This window comes from Bifidobacterium pseudolongum subsp. pseudolongum DSM 20099, assembly GCF_000771225.1.
In the GTDB taxonomy this organism is placed as follows: Bacteria; Actinomycetota; Actinomycetes; order Actinomycetales; family Bifidobacteriaceae; genus Bifidobacterium; species Bifidobacterium pseudolongum.
The window spans coordinates 1-14,399 of the sequence record NZ_JDTZ01000004.1 but is presented as its reverse complement, the minus strand read 5'-3'; the positions used below and the strand labels follow the sequence as shown (position 1 = coordinate 14,399).

11 protein-coding genes, 2 tRNA genes and 1 pseudogene are annotated in these 14,399 nt (G+C 65.8%); 12 read left to right on the top strand and 2 right to left on the bottom strand.

The annotated features are described in order from the left end of the window. Window positions 1–59 precede the first annotated feature (59 nt). Complete coding sequence (locus OU02_RS04340) at window positions 60–1,340, top strand: aminoacyltransferase (protein ID WP_033488997.1); 1,281 nt, start codon at window positions 60–62, stop codon at window positions 1,338–1,340. Window positions 1,341–1,358: 18 nt separating this feature from the next. Here OU02_RS04340 and OU02_RS04335 read toward each other — a convergent pair whose 3' ends face one another. Beyond that, on the bottom strand, window positions 1,359–2,369 hold the full coding sequence (locus tag OU02_RS04335; protein WP_033488996.1) for an AEC family transporter: 1,011 nt from the start codon (window positions 2,367–2,369) through the stop codon (window positions 1,359–1,361). Between the two features lie 229 nt (window positions 2,370–2,598). Between OU02_RS04335 and OU02_RS04330 the strand changes: the two genes are divergently transcribed. The 9 genes from OU02_RS04330 to OU02_RS04290 all read left to right on the top strand — a co-directional run bounded on the left by OU02_RS04330 (window position 2,599) and on the right by OU02_RS04290 (window position 11,333). Further along, window positions 2,599–2,674 (top strand) — tRNA-Thr (locus OU02_RS04330). A gap of 44 nt (window positions 2,675–2,718) precedes the next feature. Next, a tRNA-Leu gene (locus tag OU02_RS04325) sits at window positions 2,719–2,800 on the top strand. Between the two features lie 196 nt (window positions 2,801–2,996). Beyond that, the gene (locus OU02_RS04320) at window positions 2,997–4,208 is read left to right on the top strand and encodes a mannose-1-phosphate guanylyltransferase (protein ID WP_033488995.1); all 1,212 of its coding nucleotides are present in this window, start codon (window positions 2,997–2,999) and stop codon (window positions 4,206–4,208) included. 212 nt (window positions 4,209–4,420) lie between these two features. Continuing rightward, window positions 4,421–6,118 (top strand): glucose-6-phosphate isomerase, encoded by a 1,698-nt coding sequence (pgi, locus tag OU02_RS04315; protein WP_033488994.1) that lies wholly within the window; start codon window positions 4,421–4,423, stop codon window positions 6,116–6,118. 517 nt (window positions 6,119–6,635) lie between these two features. Continuing rightward, window positions 6,636–7,001, top strand: a complete 366-nt coding sequence (gene rplS, locus OU02_RS04310) for a 50S ribosomal protein L19 (RefSeq protein ID WP_022858343.1) — start codon at window positions 6,636–6,638, stop codon at window positions 6,999–7,001. Window positions 7,002–7,187: 186 nt separating this feature from the next. Then, the gene (lepB, locus tag OU02_RS04305) at window positions 7,188–8,003 is read left to right on the top strand and encodes a signal peptidase I (protein ID WP_080720564.1); all 816 of its coding nucleotides are present in this window, start codon (window positions 7,188–7,190) and stop codon (window positions 8,001–8,003) included. Window positions 8,004–8,077: 74 nt separating this feature from the next. After that, window positions 8,078–8,902: a ribonuclease HII gene (locus OU02_RS04300; protein WP_033488993.1), complete on the top strand. Its 825-nt coding sequence runs from the start codon at window positions 8,078–8,080 to the stop codon at window positions 8,900–8,902. A 155-nt stretch (window positions 8,903–9,057) separates the two neighbouring features. Further along, window positions 9,058–9,867, top strand: a complete 810-nt coding sequence (locus OU02_RS04295) for an ABC transporter ATP-binding protein (RefSeq protein WP_080720565.1) — start codon at window positions 9,058–9,060, stop codon at window positions 9,865–9,867. Then, entirely contained in the window at window positions 9,864–11,333 is a 1,470-nt protein-coding gene (locus tag OU02_RS04290; RefSeq protein WP_033488992.1) for an FtsX-like permease family protein, read from the top strand. Before OU02_RS04295 ends, OU02_RS04290 begins: the two co-directional genes overlap by 4 nt. On the opposite strand, the gene OU02_RS04285 is transcribed toward OU02_RS04290, so the two are convergent. Then, window positions 11,330–12,274, bottom strand: a complete 945-nt coding sequence (locus OU02_RS04285) for an AEC family transporter (RefSeq protein ID WP_033488991.1) — start codon at window positions 12,272–12,274, stop codon at window positions 11,330–11,332. The two genes, OU02_RS04290 and OU02_RS04285, sit on opposite strands and share 4 nt — an antisense overlap. A gap of 192 nt (window positions 12,275–12,466) precedes the next feature. On the opposite strand from OU02_RS04285, the gene dapE reads away from it, so the two are divergent. Both dapE and OU02_RS04275 read left to right on the top strand, forming a co-directional pair. Then, complete coding sequence (gene dapE / locus OU02_RS04280) at window positions 12,467–13,624, top strand: succinyl-diaminopimelate desuccinylase (protein ID WP_051918380.1); 1,158 nt, start codon at window positions 12,467–12,469, stop codon at window positions 13,622–13,624. A gap of 315 nt (window positions 13,625–13,939) precedes the next feature. Then, window positions 13,940–14,399: pseudogene (locus OU02_RS04275) on the top strand (hypothetical protein); the annotation flags it as partial.

Below are 14,399 nucleotides of genomic sequence, written 5' to 3'. Positions count from 1 at the left end.
TCTGTGCGGTATATTTTCATAGCATCCGTACGATCAAACCGCTCACGGAAGGCAGGACGATGGCACAGGCACCCGCACGCGCGCATCACTGGAACGTGCGCCCGCTGCGCGACGACGAATTCGAGCAGCTCTCGCAGCGCATGGCCGAAGGGAGCTTCCAGCAGTCGCTGAGCATGCGCGACATGGCGCAGGCGCACGGCGCAAGCACGTCGCTCGTCGGCGTCGTCGACGAACATGACGAGCCGGTCGCCGGCGCGATGATTGCGTACACGCCCTCGCGCTTCGGCCCGGTCGGGTCGGTGTGGGCGGGGCCGCTGTGCGACCCGGACGCCCCGGACATGGTGAGCGCGGTGAGCGAGGCGATCCTCGAGGATGGCCGGCGCCACCACGCGCTGAGCATCTCGTGCTGGCCCAATGACGTCTACCGCAGGCATCATTCCGACGGCAGCGCGGACGGCGCGGCGGACGGCGCGCTTATGCGCGACTACACGCGTGCGCACTGGCGGCACCAAGGGTTCGGCACCGGCTACGACTCGGTGATGAACCGCTGGGTCTACGTCAAGGACCTCACGGGGATCTCCAGCGAGCGCGCGCTGCTCGAATCGTATTCCAAGCGCACACAGTGGAGCGTCACACGCGCGCGCAGCATGGGCGTGGTGGTGCGCGAAGTGGGTGAAAGCGAGTTCGGCGTGTTCGCGCAGATCGAACAGCAGACCGCCGAACGCCGCCGGTTCGCGTTCCGCGGCGAGCGATACTTCCATGATTTCGCGCATGCGTTCGGTGCGCGCGCGCATTTCATGGTCGCGTATATCGACACCGCGCGCTACCTCGAATCGATGCAGCGCAAGGCGAGTGATCTGCAGGCGCTCGTCGATTCGATTGGCGCGAAGATGCAGGTGCGCGAGACGACCAAACTGCGCCGGCGGTACAACGAGGAGTCGAGCAATCTGGCCGCCGTGAACAAACGGTTGCAGGCGGCGCGCGAACTGGCGGCACGCGGCGACATGCTGCCGGCCGCGTGCTCGCTGTTCGTCGAGCATCCGAACGAGGTCGTCTACCTGTTCTCCGGCTCGCTCGAGGAATTCAAGCCGTTCTATGCCTCCGCGCTCATCCAGCACGAGGCGATGCTGCGGTTGTGCGTAGAGCGCGGCATCGATCGGTACAATTTCTACGGCATCGACGGCGTGTTCGACGACCCGCACAGCGAAGGGCACGGCGTGCTCGAGTTCAAGCAGGGATTCAACGGGTACGTGGAGGAACTGCCCGGCGAGTTCACGCTGCCGGTGAGCCGCGTGCGGTGCGCGGTCAAGCGGATCGCGCAGAAAGTGATCGGCCGCTGAGTGGGCGGTTGGTGAGTCCTACAGGATTCCCGCGGCGATCAGCGCGTGCGCGCCGGTCATCGTCAGCAGGCTGATCACGGCGGTCACGGTGAGCGAGAAGCCGGCGAGTTTCGCATTGCCCAGCACTTCGTCAGTGAACAGCGTGGAGAAGACGGCGATCGGCGCCAGGCAGCACATCAGCGTGGCCTCGCGGATCATCGGGCTGAACGGCAGCAGGAACCAGGCGGCGAGGCCGAACGCGATGCCAAACGGCAACCGCCAGGCGATCACCTGCAGCACGGACAGCATGTCGTGTTTGTTCGCGGGCAGGTCCATGAGCATGCCGACCATGAGCATCGCCACGCACGCGTTCGCGTTGGCGAACGGCGCGAACATGTCGGCGAGCCACGTGGGCACCGACCAGCCGGCCACCGTCAGCGCGATCATGAGCATGTAGACGTCGAACGGCACCGAGCCGACGAAGCCGCGTGCGATCGTCTTCGCGAGCGCGCGGCGGGCCAGGCGTTTGGCGTCGCGGTCGGTGGGTGGTGAGTAGGGGAGCGTCGGCGCGTCGTCCGCGTGCTGTTCGGCGAGCGTGAGGCCGGGTTGGATGTGCAGGAGCGTCTGCGTCATCACATTCGTGCCGGCGGCCACCATCACGCAGTTGCCGATGTCGAACATCGCGGCGGGCACCACGGCCGCGTTGCCGAGGAACGCCTGCACCACAGGGAAGCAGAAACAGCCGATGTTCAGGCCCGTGCCGTTGAACATGAGAAACGCGCGTTGGGCGATCGGGCGGCGCGATGTGGCCAGGTAGATGATGATGACCGGCACGAGCGCCACAATGAAGCCGTATGCGGAAAGCCACAGCAGCGAGATGTCGTGCGGGTTCTTGGCAAAGGAATAGACAATCGCTCCCGGCAGCACCAGGTCGAAGAGCGCCACCTGCACAATGCGGTAGTCGCGCGGGCCGAACAGGTTGTTGCGCTTGAACAGATAGCCCGCCACGATGATGAGCAGGAGCGAGATGGGTTGGAGCATAGCGAGCATGGTGTCGGTTCTTCTGTGTGTGGTGATGTTGTTTTCTATTCTGCTACGGGTAGTGATTGGATTGTGTGATGGTGCTCCAATATGCGCGATTATGGTATGTCACCTGGGTAGATACCGCGTGTCTTATCTCGCGACACGCCGTGCGGGGTTGTCTGCGCCGTTGGGATTGGACAAACCTGCGATTATGTGTAGAATGTTCTTTCTGTGCGCAGATGCAAATTGTGCGCATGCCACTTTAGCTCAGTCGGTAGAGCGGCTCACTCGTAATGAGCAGGTCGACAGTTCGATTCTGTCAAGTGGCTCCATAAGGCCCTAGGTGGTGTTCGCCGCCTAGGGTTTTGTACTATGCGCGCGAGTGGCGTAATTGGTAGCCGCGCAGGATTTAGGTTCCTGTGACTTCGGTCGTGTGGGTTCGAGTCCCATCTCGCGCACCTTTCACTACGGGTAGTGCCTTCTTCGCTACGAGTAGTGTTTTTTCGCGTATGCCTTCCATATAATCCGTTATATTCCAACGATTCTGTGTGATCCTCAGGCGTGGAAGCACTACCCGTAGCAACGGGGAAGGATGCATCCACAGAAAGCCAGACGGGAAAAGTGGCTGCCACCGCCACCGCTAAAATAATCCCCATGACCAACGGATTCGACGATTTCTACGCCATCATTCCCGCCGGCGGCACCGGCACGCGCCTGTGGCCGCTCAGCCGCGAGCGCCGGCCCAAGTTCTTCTACGACCTGCTCGGCCAGGGCCGCACGCTCATCCAATCCACCTATGACCGCCTTTCGCAGATCTGCGGCATGGACCATGTGTGCGTGAGCACCGGCGACTACCACGTGGACACCGTGCGCGAACAGCTGCCCGAAATCGGCGCGGACCAGATCTTCGCCGAGCCGGCGCCACGCGACTCGACGGCGGCGATCGCACTCGCCACCGCCGTGCTGGCGCGGCGCAACGGCGGCAACGTCATCGTCGGTTCGTTCGCCGCCGACCATGTGATCCGCGGCAAGATCGCATTCATCGAAGCGGTGCGGCAGGCGGTGGAGACCGCGCGCGCCGGGTACGTCACCACGATCGGCATCGCCGCCTCGCGCCCGTCGACCGCGTTCGGCTACATCCACGAAGGCGCGTCGCTCGCCGAGCGGATCCCGAACGCGCCGGATGCGTGCATTGTGGAGCGCTTCGTCGAAAAACCGAACGCCGCGACCGCGCAGGCGTATCTCTCCACGGGCGAATACCGCTGGAACGCGGGCATGTTCGTCATGCGCGCAGACGTGCTGCTCGACCATCTGCACGCGCACAAGCCGCAGCTCGCGCGCGCGATCGACGCGATCGCCGACGCGATCATCGAAGACGACCGCGCGTTCGAGCGCGCCTGCGCCGAAGCGCACGAACGCGGCGAGAACCAGCTCGAGACGGTCGCGCGCGCGGATTTCCACGAGCATCGCGACGAGGCGATGCGCACGTACTGGCCGTCGATTGAGAAGATCGCGTTCGATTACGCGGTGGCCGAACCACTTTCGGTGGAGGGCGGCGTGGCGATGATCCCGGGTGACTTCGGCTGGGACGACGTCGGTGATTTCAACTCGGTCGCCGCGCTGCTGCCGAGCGTGAACGAGCGCAACATCAAGGTGCTCGGCAGTGTGGACGACGTGGCGTATCTCGATTCGGCGGGCGACGTGGTGGTGCCGGCGTCGGGGCGAACGGTCGCATTGCTCGGCGTGAACGACATGGTCGTCGTCGATACGCCCGACGCGCTGCTCATCGCGCCACGCGCGCGCAGCCAGGAGGTCAAGGCGATGGTCAAGCATCTCGCCGACTCCGGGCGTGAGGATCTGCTGTAGTCGCCGCAACGAGCGCCGCGGTTTTCCGCCGCGCACGGCACGCGTTGCGCGGACGTGCGGCGTGCGCGGCACTGTCGCATTTCATGAGTAGTGTGGGTGTTCGGTGAAGCGTTGCGAACGTGTGCGGAACATGCGTTGACACAGCCGCCGCCGTGCGGATTCGCCGCGGGCGCAGCCGCGCTTTCCACCTGATGATGATGAAAGGACCAAATATGGCTATCAATCCGCCAGTTGACGCCACTCAGACCGAGGCGTGGGCCAAGCTGCAGCGTCACTACGACGAGATGCAGTCCGAGGGCATCGACCTCAAGAAGTGGTTCGCGGACGACGAGAACCGCGTGGACGACCTCACGTTCGAAGCGGGCACGCTGCACTTCGATCTTTCCAAGAACCTGATCAAGCCGGAGACGCTGGAGCTCTTCGCCGAACTCGCCAACGAGGTCAACCTCGCCGAGCGCACCAAGCAGATGTATACGGGCGTGCACATCAACAACACCGAGGACCGCGCCGTGCTGCACACCGCGCTGCGCCGCCCGGCCGAAGACGAAGGCAAGTACATCGTGGACGGCCAGGACACCGTCAAGGATGTGCGCGAGACCCTCGAGCGCATGTACGCGTTCGCTGAGAAAGTCCGTTCCGGCGAATGGAAGGGCGTGACCGGCAAGGAGATCGAAACCGTCGTCAACATTGGCATCGGTGGTTCCGACCTGGGTCCCGTCATGGCGTACGAGGCGCTCAAGCCGTTCGCCGACGCCGGCATCAAGGCCCGCTACGTCTCCAACATCGACCCCAACGACATCGCCGAGAAGACCCGCGACCTCAACCCGGAGACCACGCTGTTCGTCGTCGTCTCCAAGACCTTCGGCACCCTTGAAACCCTGACCAACGCCCGTGAGGCGCGCGCATGGCTCCTCGAGGAACTCACCGCGAGCAACGCGATCGACGGCACCGAGGTCTCCAAGGCCGAAGCCATCGAAAAGCACTTCGTGGCCGTGTCCACCAACCTCGAGCGCGTCAAGGAATTCGGCATCGACCCGGCCAACGCGTTCGGCTTCTGGGATTGGGTCGGCGGCCGTTACTCCGTCGACTCCGCCGTCGGCCTCACGCTCGCCATCGTCTTCGGACCGGCGCGATTCGAGGAGTTCCTCAACGGCTTCCACCAGATCGACGAGTACTTCGCCAACACCCCGTTCGAGAAGAACGTCGTGGTGCTCATGGGCATGCTCAACGTCTGGTACCGAAACTTCTTCAAGGTCGCCTCGCACGCCGTGCTGCCGTACGACCAGTACCTGCACCGCTTCCCGGCGTACCTGCAGCAGCTCACGATGGAATCGAACGGCAAGTCCGTGCGTTGGGACGGCACGCCCGTCACCACCGAGACCGGCGAGATCTTCTGGGGCGAGCCCGGCACCAACGGCCAGCACGCGTTCTACCAGCTGATCCATCAGGGCACGCAGCTGATCCCGGCCGACTTCATCGCGTTCGCCAACACGCCGAACCCGCTCAAGGACGGCGACCAGGACATGCACGAGCTGCTGCTCGGCAACTACTTCGCGCAGACCAAGGCGCTCGCCTTCGGCAAGACCGCCGACGAAGTGCGCGCCGAAGGCACGCCGGAAGAGATCGTCCCGGCCCGCGTGTTCACCGGCAACCGCCCGACCACGTCGATCTTCGGCGTGCGCCTCGACCCGTTCGCGCTCGGCGAGCTGATCGCGCTCTACGAACACATCACCTTCGTCGAAGGCACCGTGTGGGGCCTCGATTCCTACGACCAGTGGGGCGTCGAGCTCGGCAAGCAGCTCGCGAAGGAGATCACCCCGGCGATCTCCGAAAGCGACGAGGCACTCGCCGCGCAGGATGCCTCCACGCGCAGCCTGATCAACTTCTACCGCAAGGTGCGCGAGTTCTGATTCGCGTGTGCGGTTGACCGATGAGCCGTATTCGGCCGTTGGTCGCTGATCCGAGGGGCGTGCGGTCCGTTATGGACTGCGCGCCCCTTTGCTGTGGCTGCGGTGTGGGTGCAGATGGCTGTTGGCAGCTAGTGGATAGACGCGGACTGCTGCCATGAGGGGGATTGGTGGCAGTCGGTGTCTGGACGGTAGACATTCACAACCATCTCGGCAGGGATTGGCGGCTGCTCGTGTCTGGACGGTAGACACAGACTGCTGTTGCATGGGGCGCGGCGGCTGTTGGCGTCTAGGGTCAGCCATGAAAGGCTGCCACTGTTCATGGCCGCGTGTACAATACCATCCGTTGTGCCGATGCGCGGGGCGCCGCATAGCCCAGTGCGTCACAAGGTCCAGCCGAACCCTGACTTTCGGCGGATTGGCAGCCCGCGGGCTGAAGTGGTCCGTGGCGATTCAGGCGCCGGCCCATGCGCGGGCGCCCCAACCACTGCGCTGATATGCGGCAGCGAGCGAGGGAACAATGGTTAACGCTATTGAAGCATTTGATGCAAAGCATCTGAAGGCCTCCGAGGAAATCCCGGACTTCCGCCCCGGCGACACCGTGGACGTGAACGTGAAGATCCAGGAAGGCAACAACTCCCGTATCCAGACCTTCACCGGCGTGGTCATCGCCCGTCAGGGTGCTGGTGTGCGCGAGACCTTCATCGTGCGCAAGATCAGCTTCGGCACCGGTGTCGAGCGCCGCTTCCCGCTGCACGCCCCCACGATCGACTCCATCAAGGTCGTCCGTCGTGGCAAGGTGCGCCGCGCCAAGCTTTACTACCTGCGCAACCTGCGCGGTAAGGCCGCCCGCATCGCCGAGCGCCGCGACAATTCCGCCAAGTGATTCTTACGCGGTAATTCGTGAAAAGACCCCGGGCCCACCCGGGGTCTTTGCGTTTTCAGACGGTCAGCCTCGGACAGGGCACTACCCGTAGCAGAATTGGGCGTATGCCGCTGTCTGACATACAATGGCGTACGGTTGCTTGCGGGGCCGATCACCGCGCATCGGCCTATATATAAAGGAGTCGGCATGAGCAATCCACAGACGAGGAACCCCCACCGGGCCCCTCATGCCGAAGACCGGCCGTCGCTGCGGCATGAAACCGGTCCACTGTCGCCGGATCCACACCAGATCCGCCCACGCATCGATACCCGTCACAATCCGCATGCGCCACGCCATGCCGCGCCGGCCTCAGCGCCAGACGCGCCCGGCACCGCCGCCGGATCACGCACCCTGTTCACATTGCGCGACATACTGCTGTGGTGCGTGCTGCCCGTGCTCATCGTGCTTGGTTTGCGCCTGTTCGTGTTCGGCCTGTACGTGATCCCGTCCGGCTCGATGGAAAACACGATCATGCCCGGCGACCGCGTGATCACCACACACCTCTCGCCGCGCCCGATCGCCCTGCGCCGTGGCGACATCGTTGTGTTCAAGGATCCCGCCAACTGGCTTGCGAACGAGGGCGCCTCACACAACAGCGACCGCCTGATCAAACGGCTGATCGGCCTTCCCGGCGACACGGTGGAGTGCGCGGGCGGCGGCGCGCCGATTGTGATCAATGGCGTGCCGATCGATGAATCGGCGTATCTCAAACCGGGCGTGGAGCCGAGCCGCAGCGCGTTTTCGGTGACCGTGCCCGCCGGCCGCCTGTTTGTGCTGGGCGACAACCGTGCTAATTCCGCCGATTCGCGCGCGCACACGAACGACGGCGCGCAGGGTCTGGTGCCGGTCGATGATGTGGAGGGCGTGGCATTCGTACGCTACTGGCCGTTCAACCGCATGGGCTGGCTCAGCGCGCATCATGATGTCTTTCGCGATGTGCCCACACGCGCACCCACCGGCTGACCGCACAGCCGCAATCCGCCACCCGCATGCCGCCGGGAAAGCATACGCCGCAACCCCGCCCGAAAAGAGGAACGATGAGCATTTCCGCAGTCCCCACATTCGACCTTGAGGAGTCGCTCGCGCGCGAAGGCTACAGCGTGATCGTCGGTTTCGACGAGGTGGGCCGCGGTAGTCTCGCCGGCCCGGTCATGGTGGGTGCGGCGGCGTTCCTCGCCCAACGCCTGCCACAGGCCGCGCACGACATGCCGCACTATCTGGCCGATTCGAAGATGCTCACCGAACGCCGACGCGAAGCGCTCTACGAACCATTGCAGCAGTGGGCCGACGCGTGGGCGGTCGGTTCCGCCACGAGCGCGGAGATCGACGAATGGGGCATCTCGCACGCGCTCGGCATCGCCGCCCTGCGTGCGCTTGACACGGTGGAGCGCACGCTGTTCGGCGCGTTCGCCGACGCCGCGAGCGCAACCTCCGCCACGCAATCCGGCGGTGTATTCCGCGCGCAGGGAAGCATGCCGGCGGCTGGCGCGCAGGAGCCTACGCTCGCCGCGGACTGGGACGCGCTCGACCCCGCCCGCATGCCGCGCGTCGGTGCGATCCTGGACGGCCCCAACGACTACATCACCAAGGCGCTCGGCACGTTCGAGGCGCCGGCCGTATCCATGCCCGCGCACGTCGTCACACAGGTCAAGGGCGATCAGCACTGCGGTTCCGTGGCGTGCGCGGCCGTGCTCGCGAAGGTCACGCGCGACCGCCTGATGACCCGGCTCGCCGAAACCAACCCCGACTACGCGCGCTATGGCTGGGCACACAACAAGGGTTACGGTTCACAGGAGCACCGGGCCGCGATCGCGCAATACGGCCCTTGCGACGAACACCGCACGAGCTGGAAGCTGCTCTAGCGGCGCGTTTTCCACCCCAGGCGAACACCCCCAGCGTTTTCGGCAGCCAGCATCATGCCGCCTCATTCCCAAGGATGAGAAGGCGCATGCCATGCGCGCCGATTCATTCCCGCGCACGATACCCGCGCCGCCCGCCGGCCCATAGAGTCGGAGGCATGAACAACACAGCACAGCCGATCCTCACCGCCACCGACCTCACGATGGACTACGCCGCGCAGGCCGCCAAACCGCGCGCCGCGCAACCCGCCCCGGGCGGCCCCGGCGCGTTCGCCCCACACCCGCTTGCGCTCAACCGCGTCAATTTCACGCTCTACCCCGGCGAGACCGTGGCCGTGATGGGCCCCTCCGGCTCCGGCAAATCCACGTTGCTGCACGCGCTCGCCGGCATCATCACACCCACCGCTGGCGCCGTGCAATTCCGGGGCACCAATCTGGCGTCGATGCCCGACTCCGCGCGCACGGCCCTGCGCCGCAACGCGTTCGGCTTCGTGTTCCAATCCGGCCAGCTGCTGCCCGAACTGCCCGCGGTGGAGAACATCGCCCTGCCGCTCATGCTCGGCGGCATGCCGTACGCGCAGGCCACATCGCAGGCCGTGCTGTGGCTCGAACGCTTCGGCCTGCGCGCGCTGATGAACCAACGCCCCGGCGAGATGAGCGGCGGCCAGATGCAGCGCGTCGCCATCGCCCGCGCACTGAGCGTGGGCCCGGCAGTCATTTTCGCCGACGAGCCGACCGGCGCGCTCGACCAGACGACCGGCCACGAGGTGATGCGCCTGCTCATGGACGCGGCGCGCGCGAACAACGCCTCCGTCGTGCTCGTGACGCACGACCCGAACGTGGCCGCCTACTGCTCACACACCGTACAGATGCGCGACGGCATGATCACCCCAGCCGCGCCGCGCACCGCCGCACAACCACGCCCACAGACCCGGCCCGCGCCGATGCAGGGAGGAGACGCACGATGAGCACATTCGCACTCTGGCGCCTGTTCCACCGTCCCGCACCGGTCGCCAGCCGCACCGGTACGCGCGCCGCCGACTCCACCACACTGCTCGCCGTGGTGGCGTTCGCCGCAGCCACCACGATTTTCCTGACCGTGCTTGGCGGCCTGCACGGCTTCATCTGGCGCGCCTCGCCTGACCACACGATCCCATGCCTGCTGAGCAAAAGCAACTGCGACGCCGCCGCCCTCGCCGCGCACAACCATGCGATCGCCGCCAGCAAAGCCGCCTCCGACCAAGCCAGCCTCTCATCCACCTACATCATGCTCGCGGTATTCGCCTGCCTGCTGCTGCTCGTGCCCTTCGCCGCGCTCGCCGGTTCGGCTGCGCGCCTGGCCGCCTCACGTCGCGACGCGCGCCTCGCCGCCCTGCGCCTCGCCGGCGCCACAACAAGCCAGGTCGTGCGCCTGACCGCATTCGACTCCGCGCTGCAGGCGCTCGGCGGAGCGCTCATCGGCATCGCCGGCTACTTCGCACTGATGCCGCTGATCATGCTGCTCACGTTCCAAAACCAGCACTTTACGTTCGCGCAACTGTGGGTGGGGCCGATCGCGCTCGTGGCCACCGTGGCCGGCGTCACGTTGCTCGCGCTCGTCTCCGCACTGCTCACGTTGCGCCGTGTGGCAATCACCCCGCTCGGCGTCTCCGCGCGCCAAGGCCAGCCCCTGCCCAGCTCGGTCCGGCTCGTCATCTTCCTGGTGGCGCTCGTCGGCGCGCTCGCCGTGCTGTCGAACATGCAGCTGATCAACGCGGGCACCGGCGTCATGATCGCCATCATCTTCGGCTTGGTCATCGGCTGTTTCGCGCTGATCAACCTCGTCGGCTCGTTCGCGGTCACGCTGCGTGCCCGGTCGCGCGCCCGCCGCCCCAAGAACGCGGCCACGATGATCGCCATGCGGCGCATCCTCGACAACCCGAAGCGCGCATGGCGCAACGTCTCCGGCATCGGCCTGGCCGTGTTCATCGCCGGCATCACCTCGGTGTGCGCGCTGTTCGGTTCGAGCGCCGGCGGTGACGTCGACTCCGCCGCGACGGTCATGATGCAGGACATCGGCACCGGCGGCTTGCTCACGCTCGCGTTCGCCGGCGTGCTCGCGGCGGTCAGCTCGGGCGTCATGCAGTCGGCCAGTGTGATCGACCAGGCCAACGAATACCACATGCTCGTGCTCGAAGGCACAAGCGAGGCCACGCTGCGCCGTGCGCGGTTCGCCGAAGTGCTCACGCCGCTCAACACCGTCGTCGTGCTCGCGGCCGCCTGCTCGGCGCTGCTGCTCGTGCCGCTCGTCGGCAACGCATTCACGCAGCCCGGGCCGCTCATCAGCTTTGTCGGGGGAGTGGCGCTGTGTTACGCGCTCGTGATCGTCGGCGCGGTCGCCGCGAACCGTACGGCAGCGCGCGTGGCCCGCGCCACAACGCGCGCAGACGACTAGCCGAGGGCGAGCGCGATCGTGGCGATGACGAACGGGCTGACGATTGTGCTCACCAAGATGCAGTCGCGCGAAAACGCGACGCCAGCGTTGTAGCTGGCGGCGTAATTGTAGACGTTCTGCCCGGTCGGCAGCGCGGCGAGCACGACGCACGCATACAGCACGGGCCCGCGGAACCCCATGCCCCAGTAGGCCATGGCGAAGGCCACGGCCGGCATCACCAGGTTCTTGAGCGCCACCACGGTCAGTGCGGCCGCGCGGCCCGACCTGCTGCCGAGCGGGCGCGCGCCGCGCAACGACATGCCGAACGCCATGAGGATCATCGGCACGGCCGCTTCGCCGATCATGCCGATTGGGTTGCGCACGAACGCCGGCACCACGTCGAACCCCACGCGCGCATTGATTGCCGAGACGACCACGCCGAGCACACTGCCGATCAGGATCGGCTGTTTGAGCGGCTGTAGCACCATCGCGCGTACGGAGACCGTGCCGCGCGTCGTGGCGTCGAGCGCCGCCAGGCCGGCGGGCATGAAGATGAGCCACTGCATCATCACGATTGGCACCACGAGCGCGGGATTGCCAAGGATGTATGAGGCGACCGGCAGCCCGATGTTGTTCGAGTTGAGGTACAGCGCGCCGAGTGCGCCGATCGCCGCGTCGGGCGCGCGCAGGCGGAACCACAGCCGGTTGCACAGCAGGAACAGCGCGCCCACGGTGAGCGCGGCCACGAACGCCACCACAATCGAGGGGTGCAGGAGCGTGGTGAGCCGCTCGCGTGACAGGATGCTGAAGATCAGGCATGGCGTGGCCACGAAGAAGCTCATGCGGTTGAGCACCATCTGCGCCTGCGAACCGCCCACACGCATGCGCGCGGCCACATACCCCACCGCGATCACGATGCCGATCACGGCGAATCCCTGCATCGCATCCAACAATCCAGCCATACCGCCCCTGTTGCTTTCCCGGCCCTGTGACTACCTGTGACTACCATATTGCGCAGATTCGATACTTCACACGGGAGATATCACATGGTCACGCGAAACACCAAAACCAATCCCAAGAAATACCTGCCTTCCGCACAATCCAGGTCGCTCGACATCGAGCCGCGCGAGATCGTGCTTGACCCGGACGCTTCCATGCAGGACGGCCTTGACTCGTTGCTTGGCCAGATCATGGCCGTCTATTCGGTGAGCGACGCGGAAGGCCCGCTCACCAACCGTGTGGAGCGCTTCCTCAAGCGCTACCAGCACCTGCAGGTGCGCCGCGACGATGCCACAGTGGTGGCGTCCACCAATCTGGGGCGCGCGCACCGCGTGATTCTGGCAGGTCACCTCGACACGGTGCCGGTGCTCGACAACTTCCCGCCGAAGTGGCTCGCCCCTGGCGACCCGCTCATCGACAAGGACGTGGCCGAACTGTACCCGGGCACGCCGGTGATGTGGGGGCGCGGCGCCACCGACATGAAGGCCTCCGACGCGGTGCTGTTGTACCTTGCGGCCACACTGGCCGAGCCGAAGGTGGACCTGACCTTTGTCTTCTACGACCATGAAGAGGTGGCCGCCGAATACAACGGTCTGGGCCGTGTTGTGGAAGACCACCCGGATTGGATCCAAGGTGATTTCGCGATCATCGGCGAACCCACGTCATGCGGCATCGAAGCCGGCTGCAACGGCACGATGCGCTTCGACGTGATCGCGAACGGCGTGGCCGCGCACTCCGCCCGTGCGTGGATGGGCGACAACGCGATCCACAAGGCCGCCGAGATCCTCAACCGCCTTGTCGCACACAAAGACGAGGCGGTGGACGTGGACGGCCTGATCTACCAGGAGGGCCTCAACGCCACACTGATTTCGGGCGGCAACGGCACCAATGTGATCCCGTCCGAATGCCGCGTGCATGTGAACTACCGGTTCGCGCCAGACAAGACACTCGCCGAGGCGAAGGCGCTGATGATCGGCGAAGGTGCCGAATCCGAGCTCGGCAATGGCGAACACCCCGCCACCGGCGGCTTCTTCCACGGCTTCGACATCGAGATGCGCGACGAATCGCCGTCGGCCCGCCCGGGCATGAGCGACCCGCTCGTGCAGTCGCTCGTCAAGCTCGTCGAGGAGCGCACCGGCCGCCAGCCGCTTGCCAAGCTCGGCTGGACCGATGTGGCGCGCTTTTCGATCCTCGGCGTGCCGGCGGTGAATTTGGGCGCCGGCAGTCCGCTGCTCGCCCACAAGAGCAACGAGCAGGTGCCGAACTCCGATCTGGCACTCATGGCCGGAATCCTCATCGACTGGCTGGGCTGACACAGTCCGCGCGGCCGTGCTGCCATGCCCATGAACATGATTTTGCGCGGCGGTACGGCCCCGACCATGAGTTGTGCAATACTAGAGAGGGCGATACCTGCAACATCGCCCTCCATCCGACAGCGTTGATCCCCTCGCGACGAACTGCGTGATCAGTTTCGCGAGCGCCGGTGTCCGTTGCCGCATGATTTGACTTTTGGATTGCTTCCAGCGGGCGCCTGCATGGCGCGGCCATGGTGAGAGTATGGCGTGAGGCCGCATGGGGCCAGGACGAGTGCGCCAAGATTGCAGCACGGCGCCACCAGTAGGAGCATTGTGCCCGAACAGACAGAACAGGGTTTCGAGCCACTCGAAACCGCATCGAATACCGATTTCCCATCAACCAACGAACAGCCGGCCACCACGCGCCGCCGCCGTACGGGCCGCCGCGTGGTGCGCGGGGCCGGTGCCGCCGGCGCCACGGTGGAGCTCAAAGTGGAGGAGCACGGCCCGCTTTTCAAGGAACCTCCCACCGCGCTGCCCGCGTCGAAGCCGGTGCACGCGCTGACCGCGGCGCCCGCCGCCAAGGGTGCCGAGACCCCGGCTGAGGACGAGTCGTCGGCCGACGCCGAGCAGGCCGAGCCCGCGCGCAAGACGACGCGCTCGCGCCGCCGTTCCACTGCCAGCGAAACCACCGAAGCGACTGAGACACCGCGCCGCACGCGTCGCCGCAGCACCAAGGCCGCCACGGCCGATGAGGGCGCCGATGCCGGTGAGCACGCGAGCGAGCCGGCCG